The 22,665-nt window shown below is 50.7% G+C and carries 23 protein-coding genes; 21 read left to right on the top strand and 2 right to left on the bottom strand.

The window, feature by feature from the left end:
- Window positions 1-13: 13 nt before the first annotated feature.
- From A3844_RS11920 to A3844_RS11945, 6 genes are all read left to right on the top strand, one after another.
- Entirely contained in the window at window positions 14-247 is a 234-nt protein-coding gene (locus tag A3844_RS11920) for a DUF4227 family protein (RefSeq protein WP_074087518.1), read from the top strand.
- Between the two features lie 155 nt (window positions 248-402).
- Window positions 403-1,296, top strand: coding sequence for a site-specific tyrosine recombinase XerD (gene xerD / locus A3844_RS11925; protein ID WP_074087519.1), 894 nt, complete (start codon window positions 403-405; stop codon window positions 1,294-1,296).
- 184 nt (window positions 1,297-1,480) lie between these two features.
- The gene (gene deoB / locus A3844_RS11930; protein WP_074107508.1) at window positions 1,481-2,659 is read left to right on the top strand and encodes a phosphopentomutase; all 1,179 of its coding nucleotides are present in this window, start codon (window positions 1,481-1,483) and stop codon (window positions 2,657-2,659) included.
- A gap of 31 nt (window positions 2,660-2,690) precedes the next feature.
- Window positions 2,691-3,515, top strand: a complete 825-nt coding sequence (locus A3844_RS11935) for a purine-nucleoside phosphorylase (RefSeq protein ID WP_074087521.1) — start codon at window positions 2,691-2,693, stop codon at window positions 3,513-3,515.
- A gap of 63 nt (window positions 3,516-3,578) precedes the next feature.
- Window positions 3,579-4,442 carry a purine-nucleoside phosphorylase gene (locus A3844_RS11940; protein WP_083606815.1) on the top strand — a complete coding sequence of 288 codons (864 nt, stop codon included), beginning with the start codon at window positions 3,579-3,581 and terminating at the stop codon, window positions 4,440-4,442.
- Window positions 4,442-5,773, top strand: coding sequence for a pyrimidine-nucleoside phosphorylase (locus tag A3844_RS11945; RefSeq protein WP_074107509.1), 1,332 nt, complete (start codon window positions 4,442-4,444; stop codon window positions 5,771-5,773). Before A3844_RS11940 ends, A3844_RS11945 begins: the two co-directional genes overlap by 1 nt.
- A gap of 93 nt (window positions 5,774-5,866) precedes the next feature.
- Here the strand turns inward: A3844_RS11945 and A3844_RS11950 are convergent, their stop codons facing one another.
- On the bottom strand, window positions 5,867-6,322 hold the full coding sequence (locus A3844_RS11950) for an AraC family transcriptional regulator (RefSeq protein WP_074107510.1): 456 nt from the start codon (window positions 6,320-6,322) through the stop codon (window positions 5,867-5,869).
- Between the two features lie 315 nt (window positions 6,323-6,637).
- Between A3844_RS11950 and A3844_RS11955 the strand changes: the two genes are divergently transcribed.
- The 4 genes from A3844_RS11955 to sigF all read left to right on the top strand — a co-directional run bounded on the left by A3844_RS11955 (window position 6,638) and on the right by sigF (window position 9,578).
- The gene (locus A3844_RS11955; protein WP_074087791.1) at window positions 6,638-7,831 is read left to right on the top strand and encodes a D-alanyl-D-alanine carboxypeptidase family protein; all 1,194 of its coding nucleotides are present in this window, start codon (window positions 6,638-6,640) and stop codon (window positions 7,829-7,831) included.
- 174 nt (window positions 7,832-8,005) lie between these two features.
- Window positions 8,006-8,359, top strand: a complete 354-nt coding sequence (gene spoIIAA, locus A3844_RS11960) for an anti-sigma F factor antagonist (protein ID WP_062522208.1) — start codon at window positions 8,006-8,008, stop codon at window positions 8,357-8,359.
- Window positions 8,356-8,811: an anti-sigma F factor gene (spoIIAB, locus tag A3844_RS11965; RefSeq protein WP_074087524.1), complete on the top strand. Its 456-nt coding sequence runs from the start codon at window positions 8,356-8,358 to the stop codon at window positions 8,809-8,811. Before spoIIAA ends, spoIIAB begins: the two co-directional genes overlap by 4 nt.
- Before the next feature lie 11 nt (window positions 8,812-8,822).
- A complete protein-coding gene (sigF, locus tag A3844_RS11970; protein ID WP_025704171.1) occupies window positions 8,823-9,578 on the top strand; it encodes an RNA polymerase sporulation sigma factor SigF in 756 nt (251 codons plus the stop codon).
- 206 nt (window positions 9,579-9,784) lie between these two features.
- On the opposite strand, the gene A3844_RS11975 is transcribed toward sigF, so the two are convergent.
- Window positions 9,785-10,243, bottom strand: coding sequence for a VOC family protein (locus A3844_RS11975; RefSeq protein WP_074087525.1), 459 nt, complete (start codon window positions 10,241-10,243; stop codon window positions 9,785-9,787).
- A gap of 366 nt (window positions 10,244-10,609) precedes the next feature.
- Here A3844_RS11975 and A3844_RS11980 point away from each other — a divergent pair, with 366 nt between their 5' ends.
- The 11 genes from A3844_RS11980 to A3844_RS12025 all read left to right on the top strand — a co-directional run bounded on the left by A3844_RS11980 (window position 10,610) and on the right by A3844_RS12025 (window position 22,664).
- Window positions 10,610-12,196, top strand: coding sequence for a sigma-70 family RNA polymerase sigma factor (locus tag A3844_RS11980; protein ID WP_074107511.1), 1,587 nt, complete (start codon window positions 10,610-10,612; stop codon window positions 12,194-12,196).
- Between the two features lie 308 nt (window positions 12,197-12,504).
- Window positions 12,505-12,714: a zinc ribbon domain-containing protein gene (locus tag A3844_RS11985; protein WP_074087527.1), complete on the top strand. Its 210-nt coding sequence runs from the start codon at window positions 12,505-12,507 to the stop codon at window positions 12,712-12,714.
- A gap of 286 nt (window positions 12,715-13,000) precedes the next feature.
- Complete coding sequence (locus A3844_RS11990) at window positions 13,001-13,579, top strand: TetR/AcrR family transcriptional regulator C-terminal domain-containing protein (protein WP_074107512.1); 579 nt, start codon at window positions 13,001-13,003, stop codon at window positions 13,577-13,579.
- Window positions 13,580-13,710: 131 nt separating this feature from the next.
- Complete coding sequence (locus A3844_RS11995) at window positions 13,711-15,405, top strand: oleate hydratase (protein WP_074107513.1); 1,695 nt, start codon at window positions 13,711-13,713, stop codon at window positions 15,403-15,405.
- Between the two features lie 230 nt (window positions 15,406-15,635).
- Window positions 15,636-16,139 (top strand): hypothetical protein, encoded by a 504-nt coding sequence (locus tag A3844_RS12000; protein ID WP_074107514.1) that lies wholly within the window; start codon window positions 15,636-15,638, stop codon window positions 16,137-16,139.
- A gap of 42 nt (window positions 16,140-16,181) precedes the next feature.
- Window positions 16,182-16,307, top strand: a complete 126-nt coding sequence (locus A3844_RS33735) for a hypothetical protein (protein ID WP_256701765.1) — start codon at window positions 16,182-16,184, stop codon at window positions 16,305-16,307.
- Window positions 16,308-16,544: 237 nt separating this feature from the next.
- On the top strand, window positions 16,545-17,603 hold the full coding sequence (locus tag A3844_RS12005; RefSeq protein ID WP_074107614.1) for a FecCD family ABC transporter permease: 1,059 nt from the start codon (window positions 16,545-16,547) through the stop codon (window positions 17,601-17,603).
- 2 nt (window positions 17,604-17,605) lie between these two features.
- Window positions 17,606-18,640 carry a FecCD family ABC transporter permease gene (locus A3844_RS12010; RefSeq protein WP_074107615.1) on the top strand — a complete coding sequence of 345 codons (1,035 nt, stop codon included), beginning with the start codon at window positions 17,606-17,608 and terminating at the stop codon, window positions 18,638-18,640.
- A 35-nt stretch (window positions 18,641-18,675) separates the two neighbouring features.
- Window positions 18,676-19,716: an NAD(P)/FAD-dependent oxidoreductase gene (locus A3844_RS12015; protein WP_074107515.1), complete on the top strand. Its 1,041-nt coding sequence runs from the start codon at window positions 18,676-18,678 to the stop codon at window positions 19,714-19,716.
- A gap of 178 nt (window positions 19,717-19,894) precedes the next feature.
- Window positions 19,895-21,469, top strand: coding sequence for a spore germination protein (locus A3844_RS12020; protein ID WP_244169759.1), 1,575 nt, complete (start codon window positions 19,895-19,897; stop codon window positions 21,467-21,469).
- Complete coding sequence (locus A3844_RS12025; RefSeq protein ID WP_074102429.1) at window positions 21,459-22,664, top strand: Ger(x)C family spore germination protein; 1,206 nt, start codon at window positions 21,459-21,461, stop codon at window positions 22,662-22,664. Before A3844_RS12020 ends, A3844_RS12025 begins: the two co-directional genes overlap by 11 nt.
- Window position 22,665: the final 1 nt, after the last annotated feature.

The following is a 22,665-nucleotide window of genomic DNA, read 5'->3' on the forward strand; positions in this document are numbered from 1 at the left end:
AGGAGGAATCCCGATGATCGTCTCTGTGCCGAAGACCATGCGCCGGCTGTATTTTATGACACTGCTGGTGGCCATGAGCTGCCTTGCTTATTATGCCATGAGCTGGATCAGCAGTTGGATCAATCCTTATGAGCATCATGAAATCCCTGAAGGAACGGCCGTCCGGGCATTCCAAGAGGTTCCGCATAGTCCCGAAGCGCTGGGCGCGGGGGAGAGATTGCGGTTTTATTACTGGTACGGTGAGTGAACACTACTCCATAAGCAGGAAATAGCTGAGAGTCTGTCGAAAAAGACAAGGGTGGGACCGCACATGGCCTACCCTTAAAAGCTTGCCGCGAGCCCTATGCCTAAAATGCTCCAGAATCGTGAAGAGCAGCCTGAGTAAGACAGGAGCGTGGATTGATGAAGTCACATTTGCAGCCGTTTATGCAGTATTTATCCGAAGACAAAGGCTTGTCGCCAAGCACACTGGAGTCCTACGGACGGGACATTTCACAGTTTATGGATTTTGCCGAAGAGCGTGGCTTAGCCTCGCCGGAAGAGATCAAAAGATCACATATTATGCTCTATCTCGCGGCACAGCGGGGAGCAGGGCGCGCAGCCGCAACGGTGAACCGGAATACGGTGTCACTCCGGGCTTTTTTTCACTATTTACTGAAGGAACGATTGATCGGGCAGGACCCGACGCTGGATATGGACAAAATCAAACCAAGCAGCAAGCCGCCGATAATACTGAGTGTGGAAGAGATGGAACGGCTGCTGGAAGCACCTGGTGAAGACACTCCCCCGGGCAAACGCGATAAGGCGATGCTGGAGCTGCTCTATGCCACTGGTATCCGCGTCTCCGAGCTGATCTCGCTGAATGTGGAGGATGTGCATACAGATATGAAGTATGTGCGCTGCACCGGATCTTCCGGGAAGGAGCGGATCGTTCCCATGGGGGAGATGGCCGCTGAATGTGTAGCCCGGTATACGGCTGGTATGCGGGACAAGCTGCTTCGCGGGAATACGGATGAGTCAGCCCTGTTCCTGAACAGTCTGGGTGGCAGGCTGACCCGTCAGGGATTCTGGAAAATCATTAAGAAATACGCCCGCGAAGCCCAGATCGAGCAGGACATTACTCCGCATACCTTAAGACATTCTTTTGCGGCACACCTGCTGGAGGGTGGGGCTGATCTGCGTTCCGTACAGCAAATGCTGGGACATTCTGATATTTCTACTACCCAGATTTATAGCGGAATTGCGCGTAAGAATATGAAGGATGTCTATGAGAGCCATCATCCGCGGGCCAGATAACCGGAAACACGTTTAATCTAAGAGATCACTTACAATAATCAAGTCCGCAGTCGGCAAAAGATGCTTTTTGTGAGTAAGATCGCTATGATGGAATCATACTGAAACCTAAGGCACCACCAGGTGGTACTCATTTGAAAGATCAGCGGCTCAAGTCTTGCATACTACTAAAGGAGTGAAGACGGCAATGTCCTCATTTAAACGAATCGGATTTATTGTACTGGATAGTGTAGGTATCGGTGAAGCGCCGGATGCCGAAGGTTTTGGAGATAAAGGAGCCCATACGCTGGGCCATATTCTGGAACGGGTGCCGGGTCTTAAGCTTCCTAACCTGCAGCAGCTTGGCCTTGCGAATATTGCACCGCTGCCGCCGCTTGAACCTGTGGCTGCCCCAACCGGATATTACGGTAAAATGCAGGAGGTTTCGGTTGGTAAGGATACGATGACCGGACACTGGGAGCTGATGGGACTCAAGATTGAGATTCCCTTCAATACTTACCCTGACGGCTTCCCTGCTGAATTGATTGAGAAGTTTGAAGCCGCTACCGGCCGCAAGGTGATTGGCAACAAACCGGCCTCCGGTACGGAGATACTGGTAGAGTATGGTGAGGAGCAGATGAAGACAGGCGCCTGGATTGTATACACATCTGCAGACAGTGTATTTCAGCTTGCTGCGCATGAGGATATTATCCCGCTGGAAGAGCTGTACCGCGCATGCGCTATCGCCCGTGAGCTGACGATGGCTCCTGAATTCTCGGTGGGACGTGTAATCGCCCGACCTTATGTGGGCAAACCGGGGAACTTCGTACGCACGCCGAATCGTCATGATTATGCGGTGAAGCCACCTGAGCCAACCCTAATGAATGCGCTGCAGGATATCGGCAAAGACGTGATTGCCGTCGGCAAGATCAATGATATTTTTACGGGTGAAGGGGTTACAGCCTCCTATCCGACCAAAAGCAATGAACATGGTATCGAAATTACAATTGCAGAGCTGCGCAAGCCTTTTAACGGCTTCCTGTTCACCAATCTGGTAGACTTCGACTCCCTGTACGGCCACCGCCGTGATCCTGAGGGCTATGGTCATGCCTTGGAGGTGTTTGATCAGGCGCTGCCTGAGCTGCTCTCGACGTTAACGGAAGACGATCTTCTGATCCTCTCGGCAGACCACGGTAATGACCCGATCCACAGCGGAACAGATCATACGCGCGAATATGTGCCGCTGCTGGTCTACAGTCCGCGGTTCAAGAACCCGGATAGCCTGGGCATCCGGCAGACGTTCTCGGATGTGGCAGCGACGATTGCCGACAACTTCGGGGCGAAAGCGCCGCAGTACGGGACAAGCTTTTTGGCGGAATTGAAGTAATCCCACAACCCCTTTAGGAGGCAATATAATCATGAACGTAGTAACTCAGAGCAATATTCAGGAAGCAGCAATCTATATCAAAGATAAATGTCCGGTTGCCCCGGAGATCGGCCTGATCCTCGGTTCGGGTCTTGGCGTGCTGGCGGATCTGATCACCGATGAGGTGGTCATTCCCTACCATGAAATTCCGCATTTCCCGGTATCTACGGTGGAAGGACACGAGGGTGAACTGCTGATTGGCATGATCGAAGGACGCCGTGTGGTTATGATGAAGGGCCGTTTTCATATGTATGAGGGCTATGGCCCGGAAACGACAGCCTTTCCCGTTCGTGTAATGAAGGAGCTGGGAGTAGCCAGCCTGCTGGTGACTAACGCCGCCGGAGGCGTGAACACAGACTTCAAGCCTGGGGATCTGATGCTGATCACCGATCATCTGAACCTGACCGGACGCAATCCGCTGACGGGCCCCAATGACAATGCGCTGGGTGTGCGCTTCCCTGATATGTCCTCAGCCTACAGCCCCCGTCTGATAGCAGTGGCCAAAGAAGCTGCGGCAGTACAGGGGTTTGAATTCAAGGAAGGTGTATATGCCGGACTGCTTGGACCCAACTACGAAACACCGGCTGAAATCGTGATGCTTCGCCGCCAGGGTGCGGATGCGGTCGGGATGTCTACCGTTTCGGAGACCATTGTTGCCCGTCATGCCGGCATTGAGGTGCTGGGTATTTCCTGTATCACTAATATGGCTGCCGGTATTCTGGACCAGCCGCTGAACCATGCGGAGGTTATGGAGACGGCGGACCGTGTGCGGGAGCACTTTTTGAAGCTGGTCCTGGCGTTTATTCCGAAGATGTAGGCTGAGGCCTCAGCTGAACTGACTTTTACACCATACACAATTGATATAGGGAGGACGTTACTTATGACACAACACGCAAATACCCCTTATGGCATGCAGGTCAAAGAAGCTGCTGAATATATTCAATCCAAACTGGGTGCATACGCTCCAAAGATCGGACTGATTCTGGGTTCGGGTCTTGGCGATCTGGGCGACCAGATTGAAGATGCCATTTACTTGCCTTACGGGGAAATCCCCCACTTTCCGCGTTCGACGGTGGAAGGCCATGCCGGACGGTTCGTCATCGGAAAGCTGGAAGGCAAAGACGTTATGATTATGCAGGGCCGTTTCCATTACTATGAAGGTTATGCCATGCGCAAGGTTGTACTGCCGGTATACGTAATGGCTAAGCTTGGCATAGGAACGCTGGTAATTACCAATGCGGGCGGCGGCATGAACCGTTCATTCAAAGCCGGAGATCTGATGCTGATTACCGACCACCTGAACATGACCGGTGACAACCCGCTGATCGGACCTAATGATCCGGAGCTGGGTGTTCGTTTCCCGGATATGTCCCGGGCGTATGATCCTGAATATATCGTTCTGGCCCAAAAGCTGGCGGCTGGAGTCAAAGGTGTGGACGGCGAAGCACTGGTGCTGCAGGAAGGCGTCTATGCCGGAATCAGCGGCCCAACCTACGAAACACCTGCTGAGCTCAAAATGCTCGCCCTTCTTGGCGGAGATGCCGTAGGCATGTCCACGGTGCCGGAAGTGATTGTTGCCAGCCACAGCAAGCTGCGGGTGCTGGGTATTACCTGTATTACCGATATGGCTATTGGGGATGAGCTGGAGCCGCTGACGCATGAGCAGGTGGTAAAGGTGGCAAACCTGACAAAACCGAAATTTATCGGCCTGGTGCGCGCTTTTGTGCGTGAGGTGCAGGCATAATGCGGGCAGTTGATCTGATTCAAAAGAAAAGAGACGGCGGCGAGCTGAGCCGTGAAGAAATTGCTTATCTGATCCAGGGCTACAGCAAGGGTGAAATTCCGGATTATCAAATTTCTGCTTGGGCAATGGCGGTCTACTTCCAAGGGATGAACGCACGTGAAACCGGTGATCTGACCCTGGAAATGGCCATGTCAGGTGACCAGGTTGACCTTAGTCCGATTGCGGGCATCAAGGTAGACAAGCATTCCACAGGCGGTGTGGGCGATAAAACTACAGTAGTGCTTGCTCCACTCGTAGCCTCTGCCGGAGTACCAGTCGCCAAAATGTCCGGCCGCGGTCTGGGACATACCGGCGGCACTCTCGACAAGCTGGAGTCGATCAGCGGCTTCTCCGTGGAGATGGACCGTGAACGGTTCTTCACCCAGGTTGGCGAGATCGGTGCGGCTGTCATCGGCCAGTCCGGCAATATCACCCCTGCGGACAAGAAACTGTACGCGCTGCGTGATGTGACCGCGACGGTGGAATCCATTCCGCTGATTGCGAGCTCCGTCATGAGTAAAAAGATTGCCGCCGGCGCCGATGCCATTGTACTCGATGTCAAAACCGGCAGCGGCGCATTCATGAAAACGCTGGACGATTCCATCGCCCTGGCCCAGGCCATGGTCGATATCGGAACCCATCTGGGTCGTAACACGGTTGCGGTCATCAGCGACATGGACCAGCCCCTGGGCTACGGCATCGGCAATGCCTTGGAAATCAAGGAAGGCATCGAAACCCTTAAGGGTCACGGGCCTAAAGATCTGGAAGAGGTCTGCCTGATTCTTGGAAGTCAGATGCTGGTCCTTGGGGGAAAAGCGAAGGATGAGGCCGAAGCGCGTTCGATCCTGAAGACCCACATTGAGGATGGCAGTGCACTGGCTAAGTTCAAGCAGATCGTCCTGGCCCAGGGCGGAGATGTAACCCAGGTGGAGTCGCCCGATACACTGCCGTCCGCACGGACCTTCATCGAAGTGAAGGCAGCGACTTCCGGGTACGTGGAGAGCATCCAGGCTGAGCAAATTGGCATCGCTGCCATGCTGCTTGGTGCCGGCCGGGAAACGAAGGAATCGGTCATTGATCTGGCGGTCGGTATTCAGCTGTCCAAGAAAGTCGGGGATGCTGTAGCTGCAGGCGAAACACTCGCTGTCCTGCATGTGAACGACGCCGGAGTGAACAAGGTGCAGGAAGCGGAAGCCAAGGTGCTGGAAGCTTACCTGATTTCCGCCGAGCCGGTTCCCCCGCAACCGCTGGTCTTCGCATTGGTGACCAAGGATGGGGTCACACGGTATTAGGCAGACAGGGATTATAGTGCTTGGTGTGGAAAGACTCTAAGCAAAAATAAAGCGGCAGCCATGGACAGAAACGTCCTGGACTGCCGCTTTTTCTTAATGAAGTGGAACGCAAATCTCACAATAATGATTACTAACAAGCTCCATACTATACCGCTCCAGGATGGGTCTTGTTTCATCCAGACTCAGCCTTCGGTTCTTCAACTCCGTGAAGATTTCACCCCAGGCTTTTTGAACAGCTTCTGCTGTATGAGGGATCATAAATACAGCGTAGCTTCCTCCGCTTATACTGCCTAAGCTGACTTCATCAGATTGGACACAGTAATCCTCAGGAACAACCAGACACGCATCGTAGCGGCAATGTTCCGGTTTCACAAATGCAGGATTATCTTGGGCAATTCCAAGGATCACAGACATTGTATTAAAAATTGGAGTAGAGGCTGCCCACCTTTTGAATGTATCCATTAATTGTGAATTTGCTATTCCATAAGGACCAATCTGTCTCATATATACAATTGTACAGGACGGTATGTTTTCAATTGTCACGTTCATATGATCTTCTCTTTCATATAGAGTACATCGATGTCTGAAACTATCTTAGAATGCTTTAAAATGAAAAACAACTCATTTTTATAAAAAAGTGGAAGTTCACCATATCATGCTCCCTGCTGAAAAGGGATGCAAACTTCTTTTATGAACCATTTATTCCGGAAATGTTGCGGAGTCTGCACTTCAGGGGGGGATTCACCGGAGACGAACCTGTTTTTTACGCACAAATGGAATAATTTTCACCCTTTCTGACCAGACTGGAACACAGTACCTGTGAAATGAAGGTTAATGTTCAGGAGGGGAACCATTGTGAGAAAAATGCGTTATGTACTGCTCGTGCTGTGTGTTGCTGCTTCGGTTCTGGGCTCAGCTTCAGGCGCGTATGCAGAGGAAAAAACCAAAGCTAAAGACACCGGTAAGAACACCGCTGCTGTGGATCTGGCACCCGGAGCGCGCTCTGCCATTCTGATGGATGCGAACACCGGCACCGTGATCTATGAAAAGAACAGCCACGATAAGCTGCCGCCGGCAAGTATTACCAAAATCATGACCATGCTGCTGACCGTCGAGGCACTGGATGAAGGCAAGCTGCAATTGACCGACAAGGTGCGGACAAGCGAATATGCCGCGTCGATGGGCGGGTCGCAGATTTTTCTGGAGCCCGGCGAAGAAATGACTGTGGATGAAATGCTTAAGGGCATAGCCATGGCCTCAGGCAATGACGCTTCTGTGGCGATGGCCGAGAAATTGGCCGGTTCGGAGAGCGCCTTTGTCGATCAGATGAATCAAAAGGCCGAGGCGCTTGGCCTGAAGGACACGCATTTTGCCAACTGCAACGGTCTGCCGGCCGAGAATCACTATTCCTCCGCCCATGACATTGCCGTCATCAGCCAGGAGCTCTTGAAGCATGAACGGATTATCAAGTACACCGGTTCCTATCAGGATTACCTGCGCAAGGACTCGGCCAAGCCGTTCTGGCTGGTGAACACGAACAAGCTTGTGCGCTTTTATACAGGGGCTGACGGCCTGAAGACAGGTTATACGTCCGAAGCCAAGTTCTGCCTCTCCGCAACTGCGGCCAGAGATGGACTGCGTGCCGTTGCGGTGGTGCTGGGCGAACCCAATACCAAAACCCGTAACAGTGAAGTGTCCGCGATGTTCGATTACCTCTTTTCCCAATATAAAGTCCATACGATTCACAAAGCGGGAGACGCCATCGGCAGTGTAAAAATTGAGAAAGGCGTGAAGACCCAGCTTCCGCTAGTCGCCAAAGAAACCTACAGTGTGCTTTTGAAGAAAGGAATTACCCAGGAGGGCATCCGTCATGAGCTCGTGGTGCCGGACAGCATTAAGGCCCCTGTAAAGGCAGGTCAAACGGTAGGCAAGCTGGTTGTCTATCAGGGAACAACTATTGTGAAGCAATATGAGCTGAAGGCAGACGCAGATGTGCCGAAGGCAGGCTGGTGGAGGCTGTTCAAACGGACCACGGGCTCCATGTTCAGGGCTGATTAATTTCTTGTATTTTGTAGATTAGTCTCAGGCTTTCTGTTGATTCGTAGGGGTTTTCTTCTAGTTTTGTCGTGAGGCAGGATTATAGAATTCCCGCGTAGAAAACCTTGTCCTTGTAGGGGAAAGAACTGATGTACAGGACGTTTTCTCAAAGCAACGAAGAGGAGAGTGGCAGGTATGAATTCTCATGTGGAGATGGAGCATCACAGAGGTGTGCTGATTGTACGGCTGTCAGGAGAGCTGGACCACCACGCAGCCGAGTATGTACGTATGGATATGGATGAAGCAATTATGCGGGGCCAGGTAGAGCATCTGATTCTCAGTCTGAAGGAATTGCAGTTTATGGACAGCTCGGGCTTAGGCGTCATTCTCGGGCGGTACAAGCTCATCCGCAGCAAAGGCGGGAAAATGGTTGTCTGTGACGCCACCGCACCTGTAAAAAGGCTGCTGGAAATGTCGGGCTTGTTCAAAATCATGCCCCTATATGACGACGAGAGCGCTGCACTCTCGGATTTGGAGGTTGCGTTATGACAAAGAGTGAAGCGGGTAACTTCATGAGTGTCCAGTTTGCCGCACTGTCGGAGAACGAATCATTCGCACGTGTGGTAGTGGCAGCTTTTGTCTCCCGGCTTGATCCTACGATGGAAGAGCTGAATGACCTGAAGACGGTGGTGTCGGAGGCTGTTACCAACTGCATTATCCACGGTTACGATAGTGATCCTGAAGGAGTTGTCAGCATCTCCGCCTCCATCGAGGATGAAACCGTGCATCTTACCATTGAGGACAAAGGCCGGGGAATTGAGGATCTCGAGCTGGCCCAGCAGCCGCTGTACACCTCCAAGCCGGAGCTGGAGCGCTCGGGTATGGGCTTTACGATTATGGAGAATTTCATGGATGAATTCGAAGTTGCAAGTGAACCGGGGCGCGGTACCTCCATTTCAATGAAGAAAACCATCGTCTCGAAAAAAGCTTTATACAATTAGGGGTTGGAGCCATGGATGCAGAGTCAAAAAAAGCTCCGCCGACCTATTTGGACGATGCGGAGGTCAAACGTCTGATCGCACTCAGTCAAGCCGGAGATAATCTGGCCCGCGATACGCTGGTTAACTGTAATATTCGCCTCGTCTGGTCGGTGGTGCAGCGGTTTATGAACCGCGGGTATGAGCCTGACGATTTGTTCCAGATCGGCTGTATCGGACTGCTAAAGTCCGTTGATAAATTCGACCTCAGCTACGAGGTCAAATTCTCCACCTATGCCGTGCCGATGATTATCGGCGAGATCCAGCGTTTCCTCCGGGACGACGGCACCCTCAAGGTCAGCCGTTCCCTCAAGGAAATGGCCAACAGGGTGCGCAAAATGAAGGACGAAATGTCCAAGACGCTGGACCGTCTGCCGACCATCGGGGAAGTCGCAGAAGCGCTGGGGGTCACGCCCGAAGAAATCGTGTTCGCCCAGGAGGCCAACAAGCCGCCGACCTCGATCCACGAGACCGTCTTCGAGAATGACGGAGACCCGATCACGCTGATCGACCAGATTGCTGACGAGACACAGGAGCGCTGGTTCGACAAGCTGGCGCTGAACGAGGCCATCGGGGCCTTGACTGAGCGCGAGCGCCTGATCGTCTACCTGCGCTACTACCGCGACCAGACCCAATCCGAAGTCGCCAGCCGCCTCGGCATCTCGCAGGTCCAGGTGTCGAGGCTGGAGAAGAAGATTCTCGCGAATATCCGCGAGCAGATCGCACAGTAGGGTTGCGGTAAGACAGCAAGAGATTGGTGAAGAATATAGAAGTGGTATGAGCTGGAAGTTAAGGGCGAGTAGTGAATGTGACGGGTGAAATGAACGTTTGAAGGCCGCCTCGTGAGGGGCGGCTTTTTGTATTGCTATTGTTAGGCATGTTTTGTTCTGAGTATGCATTAAACGACAACATATAGCAAAATGAACATGTATTATACTTATGGGATTTGGTTATCGAGTTGTTCCGCTAAACCGATTAAAAGTCCTTCAGTTCCACGAATGTAGCAAAGCCGATACGAGTTCTCGTACTGAACCACTTCGCCAACGAGCTGAGCACCATACTTAGTGAGTCTGGATACCATTTCGTCAATGTCTTCAACAGTGAACATGACACGCAGATAACCGAGGGCATTTACAGGAGCCGTCCGGTGATCTGATATAGTGGGTGGGGTGAGAAATCGCGAAAGCTCAATTCGGCTGTGGCCATCTGGGGTAACCATCATAGCAATCTCTACACACTGTGAACCCAGCCCGGTTACGCGACCAGCCCATTCCCCTTCGACAGTGGCTCGCCCTTCGAGCTTCAAGCCAATCTCCTCGAAGAAAGAAATTGCGTCATCAAGGGATTCTACAACAATGCCAACATTGTCCATTCTTAGCAATTTGTTTTTTGCCATAGATTGATCTCCTTATGTGTACAAATTGATTACCTCATAAATTATTCTATTCAAGAATTTTAAAACCCTCTTTTTAAATAAACAACGCCTTGGAGCTGAACGTTTACAAATGCCAGGCTGTCCACTTCTTTCCAAGGGAATGCTTTCTTGTATTGCAGAAAGAATAAAATGTGGCGGCACCTGTGTGTATTCATTACACTGTATATCAAGATATCCATTGTAAGCGGGAATGGGTTTATGGTTACTATTCCGGGATAGTTCGATTGGTTTATCTATCCATTATCTTCTTCTCCGGCACAATGTAACCTTTGCCCGTGATTATGGCACCTATAGTATAAGAACATGAAAGTGAAGGGGATGGCGGACATGCGGCAGTGGGTGGAGAAGGCGAGACAAGGAGATGCTGAGGCGTTCGCACAGCTGATGGTGCATTGCCGGGGGATGGCATACGCGGTCGCTTACGACATGCTGAAAGACGTCCATCTGGCGGAGGATGCAGTTCAGGAGGCATGCCTTGAAACGTTTCTGAATTTGCACAAGCTGCGCGACCCGGCTGCCTTTCCGGGCTGGTTCAAGACGATTGTCGTAAGGCAAGGTCAGCGTGTACTCCGGCGCAAGCTTCAACCCACGATTCCTCTGGATGAAACACTGCAGGGTTTGCAGAATGCGCCGGGTGCGGCGGAGGTTGCGGAACGATATGCGGAGGAGCAGGTGCTGCAAAACTCGGTGGCCGCGTTATCCGCCAAGCTTAGGGTCCCGGTGCAGCTGTTTTATTTCTACGGCTATTCCCTCCAGGAGATTTCCGCTTATCTCGGGACTCCGGTGCAGACACTCAAGAAAAGGCTGCATGATGCACGCCAAAAGCTGAAAGGCACACTCCCGGTTGCCGATCTGGCTTCCGTGTTCAATCATTTATACGAAAGGGGCGCAAATATGCTGCATATTGTGAATGGAGATACGGTGGGTAACATGCTAAAGCAAGGAATTGTTCAAGGGGATGTATGGGTATGGAGGGAGATTTATTCCTCTGGTCCAATATTTGAAGACCTCTCCCGGCCGGAGGAACGTGCGAAGCGCTCTCTGGTGCTGGAGGCAACGCTCGGTATTCCGGCTAATGAGTATATAGCGGGCTGTGAGGAACAGGAGCGTAAGCTCCGCGACTATACCCGGTACGACGAAGTAGTTCTTTGGTTTGAGCATGACCTGTTTGACCAGAGTATGCTTGCCTATTTGCTGCATACATTCAAAAGGAATATGCCCGGCCGCACCAAGCTTAGTCTGCTCTGCATCGGGGAGTTTCCGGGAATCGAACCGTTCCATGGTCTGGGACAGCTTACTCCGGCACAGCTTGGAACGTTATCCGGGACCTGGCGGACGATCGGAAAGCGGGAAATTGAGCTTGGAAGTGAGCTTTGGCAGGCGTATGCTTCATCTGATCCTGCCCAAATGGCTGATCTGCTTGAACTGAAGAAGTCGGAGCTGGCGACGTCCGGCCTGCCTTTTGCCTATGAAGCCTTCATGGCCCATTTATCACGGCTTCCTTCCGTAGAGAATGGCCTGGGAATTGTGGAACAGACCACACTTGAAGCTGTTGAAGCCGGGGCGCATACGCCGCTGGAGTTATTCCGTCAAGTTACGGATGCCTTGCATGTACTTGGTATGGGGGATATCGAATACTTCAAGTATGTGCGTGCTTTGACAGCGGGTAATCATCCTATGATGTACATCGACGGGGCTGTTGATGATACGGATTTCCGGCAAATTCCTGAGTTTCTGAGCCGGCAGGTTACAATGACTGAGCTGGGTAAGCAGATAAAGAACGGAAGGGCGGACCGCGTCCTGATGCAAGGAATAGATGAATGGTATGGAGGCCTGCATATGCAGGGACATGATGTACCTTGGCGCTGGGAACGATCTACCGGAAGGCTGGTGCGGAACAAAACTGGATTTTAGAAGTATAATTAATGATCAGATTTTCAGATAACCTGTCTGAGCCTGCCCAATAAGCCCCCAAGTGGGTCTTTATTACTTATTTATTTGATTTGCTGGATAAGGAAAATTATGGATGATATGATATTGATATTTGTTTTTGATCTACCAATGAAATACGGCCTAGACCACAAACTAAATCATAGTGTGCCTCTGCGTCTTTAGCATCATTGTGGGCAATATGATTATTTTCCGTCTGTGTTCAGCCGATGTAATAAGTAACAGCACATACTCTAGACGAAACAGAGAAACCTTTTGGAGGAGAGAGCACCATGGCTAAAAAACATTTTATTTGCAATAAATGCGGATGTAAAGAATATGCCGTGGACCAGTTCCAGGCAACTGGCGGCAACTTTGCGAAGCTTTTTGATGTCCAGAATAAAAAGTTCATCACCATTAGCTGCCGGGAATGCGGATATACGGAACTGTACAAGGCCAATACGGGCAGTGGAATGAATATTTTGGACTTTTTAATGAATTAGTTGAGGTTATTCGTCTGAAAAAATTATGCTGAAGGCAGTGCCTTGTGGCTGAAATGATGGGCCTGAAAATGGCTATGCAATTGTTGAATGTAAGACAAGTGAGATGACGGACAAATGATAGAGGTTTGCCCGTCTTTTTTTGTGCTTTTATTCACAGCTCACTAACCCAGCTCCAGATCCCGAATTTCCTGTTACTCCTTGCATATATATTGGAGGTAATAGTAATATTTTACATAGTGTAATAATCCGCAAGGTCAATCTATTATCCAGGGGGCAGAAGGAAGCTATGTCCTATTCACAAGTCACAAAAAATGCATTGGCCCGCTCACTCAAAAAACTGATGCTCACAAAGCCGCTCCACAAAATCACCATTCAGCAGCTTACCTGCGATTGCGGGGTGACCCGGCATACCTTTTATAATCATTTTCAGGATATCTATGAGCTGCTTGGCTGGGTCTACCAGACCGAAATCATTGAAGGCCTAGAGCCATACCGCAATTGCTCCGGTTGGAAGCAGGGGTTCCTTAGCGTGCTGTACTATACGCAGAGCAACAAAACCATATGCCTGAACACCTTCCATTCCCTGGGGCGTGAGCATTTGGTGGGATTTTTGTACGGGGTGATCTATGAAGTGGTGATTCAGGTCGTAGAGGAGCTGAATATGAAAGAGCCGGAACGGGTGAATATACTGGCTATGCAAGATATTGCTGATTTCTATACCCTGGCAATCCTGGAGCAGGTCATTCATTGGCTCAAGGCAGGAGCGAACACCGACCCGGCACAGATCGTGGACAAAGTGGCCCGGATTATGGACGGCAGTATCTCCCGGAGTCTGGCTAACTATCATACCGCCCCAATAAAATGACACAATCTCCCGCAGATGTGTAAACCCTGTACAGATGCGTCGAGCTGTCCATAGAATTCTTAGGTTCCGCTGGGTATAGTGAAGTCAGTTCTAGAGTCACTTATCCAGTTCGATGAAAGGAAGAGGACAAAATGGGAACCTATCAAAGAATTAACCCGCTCGTGCAGGAAGGGATTGCTTCGAAAAAAGCATACCTCGTTGGAGGGGGGATCGGCTCGCTGTCGGCGGCGGCTTTTCTGATCCGTGACGGGCATATGCCTGGCCGGAACATTCATATTCTGGAGCAATCTGCAGTATATGGCGGCTCAATGGACGGCGCGGGGAATGCCAAAGACGGCTACAGTGCCCGGGGCGGACGCGAGATTGAGGAGCATTTTGAGTGCTTTATGGAGCTGTTCGGCTTCATTCCATCGCTGACCAACCCTGACCGGACGGTGCTGGAAGAGTTCCGCGAGCTGAATCTGGCCGAGCCGATCGAATCTCACTGCCGTCTGGTGGAGAAGGCAGGGCAGAAGGCCGACTTTTCCTCGCTGGGATTGTCTACGGCCCACGCGCTTCAACTCGGTAAGCTGGTGATGGTGACAGAGGAGAAGCTGGGTGCGGTGACGATTGAGCAGTTTTTTGACCCGAGCTTCCTGGACACGAACTTCTGGTATTTCTGGCGGTCCATGTTCGCCTTCGAGAATTGGCACAGTGTGGTTGAGGTCAAACGTTATATGGAGCGTTTCATGCACCTGATCTCCGGGATGAATCAATTGAAGGGTATCCTGCATACGGAATACAACCAGTTCGATTCGCTGATTCTTCCGCTGATGAAGTGGCTGGAGAGTGAGGGAGTTCATTTTGACAAGGGACATCAGGTCACCGATCTGGATGTGGATTTCACTGGCGGGGAAAAGACGGTTACGGCCATTCATGTTCGGGTGAACGGAACGCCAAAGACTATTTCGACCTCACGCAGTGATCTGGTGATGGTAACGAACGGCTCGATGACGGAAAATTCGACTCTTGGCGATATGGACCATCCTGCGGTTCTCAACCGTTCGGTTACAGAGCGCGGCTGCTGGAGCCTATGGGAAAAGCTTGCCGCCAAATCCCCCGACTTCGGTCATCCTGAAGTATTCTGCGGGGACATTGACAAGACGAAATGGCTTTCTTTTACGATGACATTTACCGATGATGAGATCGTCTTCCCTTATTTGCTGGAGCTGACCGGTGATCTGCCGGGTATGGGCGGTGTTGTCACGATCAAGGATTCCAACTGGATGATGTCCTGGACTGCACCGAAGCAGCCGCATTTCATCAATCAGCCGGAGAATGTGAAGGTCCTGTGGGCGTATGGCCTGTTCCCGGATGCCGAGGGCAACTATATCAAGAAGAAGATGAGCGATTGTACCGGACGCGAGCTACTGGAAGAGCTGTGCTACCATATCGGCCTGAAGGACCGGATTCCGGAAATTCTGGAGCATACGACGAATGTCATTCCCTGCATGATGCCATATATCACTTCCCAGTTTATGCCCCGTGTGGCGGGTGACCGTCCGCAGGTTGTTCCGCAGGGCAGTACGAATCTGGCTTTCCTCGGACAATTTGCCGAAGTGCCTGACGACTGTGTCTTTACCGTGGAGTATTCCGTGAGATCAGCGATGATGGCCGTATACAGTCTGCTGGCGCTGGAAAAAGAAGTGATTCCAGTGCATCCGAGTAAGTTTGATGTACGCGTGCTGCTGACCGCCGTGCGGACATGTCTCGGTAATAAGCCGCTGCCGCTCGACCGGACGCTGGGCCAGCTTTTGTCGGGAACGGTGATTTCGAAGCTGTTGTAGGTTTCGGCGCCGCTGGGCGAATTGCATAGGAATTTATGATATGAAGGGTATTCCTCAGCCAGAGATGGCGACAGGGATGCCCTTTTTTGGGTAATCGTAACTCTATGAGCATTCTGTATTACACAACTGGATAGGATTATGGTATGAATAGTGGAGTGAACTGTAGGTATGATTCCCCCAATAGAATTCGTAGAGACTACATTGAATGTCAGAATGGATGAATTAGGCTTATGAAAACAAGAAATACAATAAGGATTTGCCTTGCCCTGTTGTTGATCCTCTTAGATCTTGGAGTTTATATGAAGTACAGTGGATTTGAACGCAGAGTATTGCTGGTTGAATTAACGGTTGATATTGTAGTTTCTTATCTGCTATTGGTTGAGTACACGTTAGCTGTGAGAAGAAATCAGGCCTTGCTAAATACCCTCTGGAAAAAAATACTTGGATCTTTATTTACCCTTTTCGCCTATCTTCTCCTCTTAATCACTGCAATCAATATCTATCAGCTAAGTGTGGACGCTTTGGTAATGGGTTATTCTACTGAAGACGCTGCTGTTGTTGAACGACTCTCTCAGTATCGGGCGAGTGATAAAGTGAAGGTAGTAATTGACGGGGAAGAGCATACATATACATTGCCGCCAAGCTACACGGAGGTCCGTCCTATGCACTCGTATCAAGTTCACATTTTCCACAAATCCAAGTTATTGATCGCCGTTAAGCCGCTCTCTAATTGATCGATAATGGACTCATCGCGGAGACGGATAAGGATAATTAATATGATTTTACTGGAGGTGCTGTTCTTCATCTTTGCCGGAATGGGTGCACTCTACAAACTGAAGAACGACGAATATATGTATCACAAGTTGAACCGGCGCGATGAATATGAAGACTATACCCGATAAAAGCACCTTCCTGCCTCGCCTGCAGTTGTCAAACCAACCAGCGGATGGTATGCAGTCTTCAGATTTTAGGACATTCACAACCCCCAGCAAATTGTCGCTTCCTCAGGATGATTTCCGGGGGTTTTGGTTTTCTATAAAAGCTGCAAATCATATTTGTCCATTGCCAAAATACAGCATCTTCCTTTACAATGTGATAATGATAATGATTATCAATTTCATGAGAAAAAGGTGGAACCTATGAGTCAACAGACAGCAACCGGCACAGGTCCCCTTAGGCGGCAGAATGAGGTGAAGCTTCGTTCGCGTCCTTGGGCGGCTACGCTGATCCTGGTTGGCGGTCTGATTGCCCTGGCGCTGGGAATTGCGGTTTCGGTCTCTTTCGGGGCTGCGGACATTAAGCTGCCGGTGGTATGGAACGCTATTTTTCATTTCAATCCGGATATTACGGATCACCAGATTATCCGCGAGCTGCGGCTTCCCCGCGTACTTGGTGGTGTGATGATCGGGGCTAGCTTTGCGGTGGCTGGAGCCATAATGCAGGGGATGACCCGTAATCCGCTCGCGGACTCGGGGCTGATGGGCATTAATTCTGGCGCAGGATTTGCGCTGGCGCTTGTGTTTGCTTTTATGCCGAATCTGCCGTTCATGGGTTTGATTCTGTATGCTTTTGCCGGTGCAGGGGCTGGTGCGGCGGTCGTATATGGTATCGGTTCCCTGGCTAAAGGCGGACTTACGCCAGAACGCCTTGTACTGGCTGGTGCGGCATTGAGTGCACTACTCTCGGCTTTAAGTGAGGGAGTGGCTTTATATTTTAAAATCGGACAAGATCTGGCCTTTTGGTATGCAGGAGGTATAGCCGGAACGAAATGGTTCCAGCTCAAGATCATGTTTCCGTGGGTATTTGTGGCTATTCTCGGGGCAATTGCTCTATCCCGTTCCATTACCATGCTCAGCCTCGGTGAGGATATTGCCAAAGGTCTCGGGCAACGTACAGGTCTGGTGAAGCTGGCAGGTGCTCTGATCGTCCTGGTTCTTGCCGGTTCTTCGGTTTCGGTCGTAGGAGCTGTAGGGTTCATAGGTCTGATTATTCCCCACTTGACAAGGTATCTTGTCGGTGTGGATTACCGATGGATTATTCCATGCTCCGCCGTTCTTGGCAGTCTGCTGGTCGTGCTTGCCGACCTCACTGCGAGAACCATTATCCCGCAGCATGAAACGCCGCTGGGCGCGATTCTAGCATTGATTGGTGTGCCTTTCTTTCTGTATCTGGCCCGCAAAGAAAGAAGGGAGCTGTGAAGGTGCGTAAACAGAAGGCTATAAGTTTTGATGAGGCTAGACGCAGACGGGGATTACAAGTGCTGGCAGTACTATCTGCCTTGATCGCAGCTGTTTTTGTGATCAGTATGAACACAGGATACATACATTTGACACCGCCCCAGCTACTGCATACCCTGCTCGGCCGTGGCACGGACAAACAGGAGCTCATCCTGTTCGATTTCCGTCTGCCGCGGATTGTGATATCGATTCTGATCGGAGCCGGACTTGCGGTTTCAGGTGCAGTGATGCAGGGTGTGTTCCGCAATGATCTGGCCGATCCCGGAATTCTTGGCATCAATGCCGGAGCCGGACTCATGGTGATGCTGCTGGTTTCTTTTTATCCGGCAACCACAGCCGCACCGGTATTTATGCTTCCGCTGGTAGCTTTTGTCGGGGCTGCATGTACGGCAGCCATGATCTATGCGCTTGCCTATAAGCGGCATGAGGGAATCTCTCCAATCCGGCTGCTGCTGACCGGGGTGGCGGTTGCGGCAGGCATGAGCGCGGCTATGATTGTACTTACCCTGCGCCTGGACCCCGACAAATATCAATTTGTCGCCACTTGGCTTGCGGGCAGTATCTGGGGGACCAGCTGGAAGTTCGTACTTTCCTTGCTGCCTTGGATACTCATTCTGCTGCCCTATGTGATCTACAAGGCCAGAGTCATGAATGTATTGAACCTGGGGGATCAGACTGCAACCGGACTCGGCGCGGCGGTAACGAAGGAGCAATTCCGCCTGCTGGGGGCTGCGGTCGGTCTAGCAGCGGCCAGTGTCGCCGTGAGCGGCGGAATCGGATTCGTCGGCTTGGTGGGGCCGCATCTGGCTCGGCGCCTGGTGGGGCCGAAGCATCAGTTGATGCTGCCCGCTTCGGCACTGCTGGGATCACTGCTTGTTCTTACGGCGGATACCATCGGCCGCTGGATACTGCAGCCTTCCGAAATTCCGGCAGGTATTGTCGTTGCCGTGATTGGGGCGCCTTATTTTCTCTATCTGCTGGCCCGTACCCGATCTTAATTCGCTGAAATACCAATACACATGGAGGGGATTACATGAGCAAAGAGCTGGAATTATTCGATGTGACGATTATTGGCGGGGGTCCTGCCGGTATGTATACAGCATTCTATAGCGGGATGCGCGACCTGAAGACGAAGCTGATTGAAGCCAAGGATGAGCTGGGCGGAAGAATGCTCATTTATCCCGAAAAAATGATCTGGGATGTGGGGGGAGTTACTCCAATACTCTGCCGGAAACTGATAGATCAGCTGGCTGAGCAGGCCCGGACCTTTGATCCTACCATCGTACTGGGCCAACAGATCATTGCTCAGGAGCGGCAAGAGGACGGCACGTATATTTTGACATCAGCGAGCGGCGAGCGGCACTGGACGCGTACTATCATCCTGACCATAGGATACGGTATCCTGCAGATGGCGAAGCTGGATATTGAGGGGGCGGACCGCTATGAGGTGACGAACCTTCATTATACTGTGCAGGAGCTGGAACCTTTCCGCGGCAAGCGGGTGCTGATCTCGGGCGGCGGCGATTCGGCGGTGGATTGGGCGAATGAGCTGGAGCCCGTTGCCGCCAGCGTGACGATTGTTCACCGCCGCGAGCAGTTTGGCGGTCATGAGAAGAATATTGCCCGCATGAAAGCCTCATCGGTTCAAGTCCGTGTTCCTCACACGGTTAGCCAGCTGCACAGCAGCAATGGGGAGAAGATAGACCAGGTCACCATCAGCCATATGGAATCGGGCGAACATGAGCAGCTTGAAGTGGATGCAGTGATAGTGAATCATGGGCTGAAAAGCGACTTTGGTCCGCTAAAGGATTGGGGAATTGATATGGGCGAATGGTGTGCCAATGTCAGCGGTCGGCTGGAAACGAACCTTCCGGGTGTATTTGCCGCCGGAGATTTCGTAGATTACAGCAGCAAGGTCCGGTTAATTGCCGGGACCTTCACTGATGCGGTTCTTGCTCTGAACAGCGCGAAGCTGTATTTGGACCCTGAGGCCCCCAAGGTGGCTTATGTCTCCTCGCATAATGAGCGTTTTAAGGAAAAGAACAGGGCGCTTGGCGTAGTGGATGAACACTAATGGCTGGAGATTTATTGAATATAGATTAATCAGAGGCTGTCCGTACGAAATTCTTCGTGCCGGCAGCCTTTTTGTGTGCATAGATCCTTGCAATTAGTCTGTTTGCACCTGTGTTTCTCTATTCCATATGCTGCATAAAAAAAGGGAAGCGGGCAAATAGTATGGGCAGGAGGTGCTGATGATGGCTACTCGAACAACCAAACCGAAAAAGTCCCAAACGGAGGATAGCAACAATCAAAGCTCCCCGCTTACAGAGAACCTTGACGATAATTTGCAGCATATCCGGGAAGGCCTCGGTAACAGTCTGGATCTGATTATCCGTTATTTTCAAACGATAGATGATGCTCCCCGGATTGCTGCCGTATATATGGATGGCCTTACGGATAAGGAGATCGTGAATGAGTTCATCTCACACGCCATGTCCTTTCAGACTGTTAACGAGGAAGGGCAGAAGTTGACAACAAGCCTGGACATTTATAAATATATGAAAGAAAAAGCGTTGAATCCAGGTAAAGGGAAGTCCGTCACCACGATAAGCGAGCTCTTTGAAGCCCTTTTGTCCGGAAATACCCTTATCCTGATCGAAGACATGGCAGAAGCGATATGCGGCAACACAAGCGGAGGCGAGGTCCGTCCTGTGTCTGAAGCGAGTACACAGGTATCGATCCGCGGGTCCAAGGAGAGTTTTACGGAGACGATTGGGGTTAATATTTCTCTGGTCCGCCGCAAAATTAAAAATCCCAATCTGTGGGTAGAGCCGATGACACTGGGTGCTGTGACACAGACTAGTATGGCCATCATGTATATACATGGCATAGTAAACGAAGATAATTTGCAGAATTTAAGAGAAAAGCTGCAAGAAATCAGAGTGGATTCCATATTGGAATCGGGATACATTGAGCAGCTAATTGAAGAAGGTGGCTATTCCCCTTTTCCTACGCTGTATAATACAGAACGGCCTGACAGCGTGGCCGGGAATCTGCTGGACGGGAGAATCGCCATTTTTGTAGATGGAACTCCTTTTGTGCTCATTGCACCTACAACGTTTTTTATGTTTTTTCATACGGTAGAGGATTACTATCAGCGTTTTGATATTTCTACATTGATCCGTTTATTGCGTTTTCTCTGTTTGCTGATTTCGATGTTCGGTCCCGCTATCTTTGTTGCCGCGCTTAACTTTCATCAGGAGATGATTCCGACCCCGTTGCTGATTAATCTGGCCTCGCAGCGGGAAGGAGTGCCTTTTCCGGCCTTTGTGGAAGCATTGATGATGGAGGTGACCTTTGAAATTATCCGTGAAGCGGGCATTCGGCTGCCTTCCACGATTGGTCAGACGGTCTCCATCATTGGAGGTTTGGTTCTGGGACAAGCGGCCGTCCAGGCGGGAATTGTTTCACCAGCTATGGTTATCGTTGTTTCCTTAACAGGGATCTCCAGCTTCACTACGCCGGCCTTTAACATGGCACTCTCAGTAAGGCTGCTGCGATTTGTCATTGTATTTGTTGCAGCCTTTATGGGCCTTTATGGCATAGCTATTCTGGCTTTAATCCTGATCGCACATTTATGTAGCCTGCGCTCATTGGGAGTTCCTTATATGTCTCCTATAGCTCCTTTTGCCCTTAAGGCGCAGAAGGACACCTTAATTCGTTCACCCATTCATTTTATGAAAATCCGGCCGCGTCTGAACAATGATAATAGTAATGTGCGCAAAAAGGTAGTTAAAGGCAAAAGGGTAAACACCAATGAAAGTTAAAATGAGAGGTTGCCTGATTGCCTATCTGGGACTGGCCCTGAGTCTGACAGGCTGCTGGAACAGCAGAGAATTGAACGAGCTGGCCATTGTCAGCGGAATCGGAATAGACCAGGGAACGAAACCGGGTGAATACAAGGTAACGTTCCAGGTTGTCATCCCGTCAGCCACTGCTACAAGCCAAGGGGCAAACAGCGGGGCGTCCCCAATCACCATCTATACGTCAAACGATCACACGGTATTCGGGGCCCTGCGCAAAACCTCGAAGCAGGCAAGCCGGCAGCTATTTTTTGCCCATACCCAATTGTTGGTACTGGGAGAGTCCATCGCAAAAAGCGGGATCAGCGGTGTATTGGATATCTTCGAACGATCCCATGAGCTTAGGCTCAACACAGCTGTTCTGATCTCAAGAGACACAAGTGCTGCTTCTATTCTAAAAGTATTCACACCGCAGGAAAGCATTCCCTCCATCGGATTGTCTAAGAAGATTCAAAATACTTCCAATGTGTGGGGGGAGAATCAACGGGTTGACGTTTTTGAGCTGATTAATAAAATGACAGGGGAGGGAGGCTTCACGGTCAGCGGACTGCGCATGATTGGCAATGTAGAAGCAGGTAAGAAGAAATCAAACCTGGAGCAATCGGATGTAGAGACTACTATCACAATGGGAGGCCAGGCCGTATTCAAGAAGGGGAAGCTGGTAACATGGATCGACGGACCCGAAGCCAGGGGAACAGACTGGATACTGAATAAAATCATCGAAACGAATGTGGACATCGATGCGGGGGAACAGAAAAAAGCAGTTGCAGTTAACGTGTTATTATCCAGAACCGGGGTCAAGGTAGAATTGCGGGAGGGAATTCCGGTTTTTCATGTGAATGTCAGTGAGGAAGGGAATATTAATGAGACCAAGAGCAGTGTGGACTTGAGCAATACTGAGGAAATCATCAAATTGGAGGAGGCTATGGAAAAGCTGACGAAGGCAGAAATAGAGCAGGCATTCCAAGCGGCACAGCAAACGGGTGTTGATTATTTGAATTTTGGGAATGAATTAAAACGTACCCACCCCAACGCTTGGAGAACTGTGGAGAACGAATGGGACCAGATCTTTGCCAAAGGAACACTTGATCTCAAGGTTGAAGCGTATATTCGGGGTACAGGAATGCGGCTCGCTCCGTTCATGTCACCTGAAAAATAAA

It is taken from the genome of Paenibacillus helianthi, from assembly GCF_001909055.1.
GTDB lineage: Bacteria > Bacillota > Bacilli > Paenibacillales > Paenibacillaceae > Paenibacillus_AQ > Paenibacillus_AQ helianthi.

Excerpts from the sequence above, each read along its gene's own strand:
- A3844_RS12015 (WP_074107515.1), top strand. The coding sequence starts at position 18,676 with ATGAGCAAAGAGCTGGAATTATTCGATGTGACGATTATTGGCGGGGGT.
- A3844_RS12025 (WP_074102429.1), top strand. The coding sequence starts at position 21,459 with ATGAAAGTTAAAATGAGAGGTTGCCTGATTGCCTATCTGGGACTGGCC.
- A3844_RS11935 (WP_074087521.1), top strand. The coding sequence starts at position 2,691 with ATGAACGTAGTAACTCAGAGCAATATTCAGGAAGCAGCAATCTATATC.
- A3844_RS11920 (WP_074087518.1), top strand. The coding sequence starts at position 14 with ATGATCGTCTCTGTGCCGAAGACCATGCGCCGGCTGTATTTTATGACA.
- A3844_RS12020 (WP_244169759.1), top strand. The coding sequence starts at position 19,895 with ATGATGGCTACTCGAACAACCAAACCGAAAAAGTCCCAAACGGAGGAT.
- A3844_RS11975 (WP_074087525.1), bottom strand. The coding sequence starts at position 10,243 with ATGGCAAAAAACAAATTGCTAAGAATGGACAATGTTGGCATTGTTGTA.
- xerD (WP_074087519.1), top strand. The coding sequence starts at position 403 with ATGAAGTCACATTTGCAGCCGTTTATGCAGTATTTATCCGAAGACAAA.
- A3844_RS12000 (WP_074107514.1), top strand. The coding sequence starts at position 15,636 with ATGAAAACAAGAAATACAATAAGGATTTGCCTTGCCCTGTTGTTGATC.
- A3844_RS11980 (WP_074107511.1), top strand. The coding sequence starts at position 10,610 with ATGCGGCAGTGGGTGGAGAAGGCGAGACAAGGAGATGCTGAGGCGTTC.
- A3844_RS11990 (WP_074107512.1), top strand. The coding sequence starts at position 13,001 with ATGTCCTATTCACAAGTCACAAAAAATGCATTGGCCCGCTCACTCAAA.
- A3844_RS11955 (WP_074087791.1), top strand. The coding sequence starts at position 6,638 with ATGCGTTATGTACTGCTCGTGCTGTGTGTTGCTGCTTCGGTTCTGGGC.
- A3844_RS11995 (WP_074107513.1), top strand. The coding sequence starts at position 13,711 with ATGGGAACCTATCAAAGAATTAACCCGCTCGTGCAGGAAGGGATTGCT.
- A3844_RS11940 (WP_083606815.1), top strand. The coding sequence starts at position 3,579 with ATGACACAACACGCAAATACCCCTTATGGCATGCAGGTCAAAGAAGCT.
- A3844_RS11945 (WP_074107509.1), top strand. The coding sequence starts at position 4,442 with ATGCGGGCAGTTGATCTGATTCAAAAGAAAAGAGACGGCGGCGAGCTG.
- A3844_RS33735 (WP_256701765.1), top strand. The coding sequence starts at position 16,182 with ATGATTTTACTGGAGGTGCTGTTCTTCATCTTTGCCGGAATGGGTGCA.
- spoIIAA (WP_062522208.1), top strand. The coding sequence starts at position 8,006 with ATGAATTCTCATGTGGAGATGGAGCATCACAGAGGTGTGCTGATTGTA.
- spoIIAB (WP_074087524.1), top strand. The coding sequence starts at position 8,356 with ATGACAAAGAGTGAAGCGGGTAACTTCATGAGTGTCCAGTTTGCCGCA.
- A3844_RS11950 (WP_074107510.1), bottom strand. The coding sequence starts at position 6,322 with ATGAACGTGACAATTGAAAACATACCGTCCTGTACAATTGTATATATG.
- A3844_RS12005 (WP_074107614.1), top strand. The coding sequence starts at position 16,545 with ATGAGTCAACAGACAGCAACCGGCACAGGTCCCCTTAGGCGGCAGAAT.
- A3844_RS11985 (WP_074087527.1), top strand. The coding sequence starts at position 12,505 with ATGGCTAAAAAACATTTTATTTGCAATAAATGCGGATGTAAAGAATAT.
- deoB (WP_074107508.1), top strand. The coding sequence starts at position 1,481 with ATGTCCTCATTTAAACGAATCGGATTTATTGTACTGGATAGTGTAGGT.
- sigF (WP_025704171.1), top strand. The coding sequence starts at position 8,823 with ATGGATGCAGAGTCAAAAAAAGCTCCGCCGACCTATTTGGACGATGCG.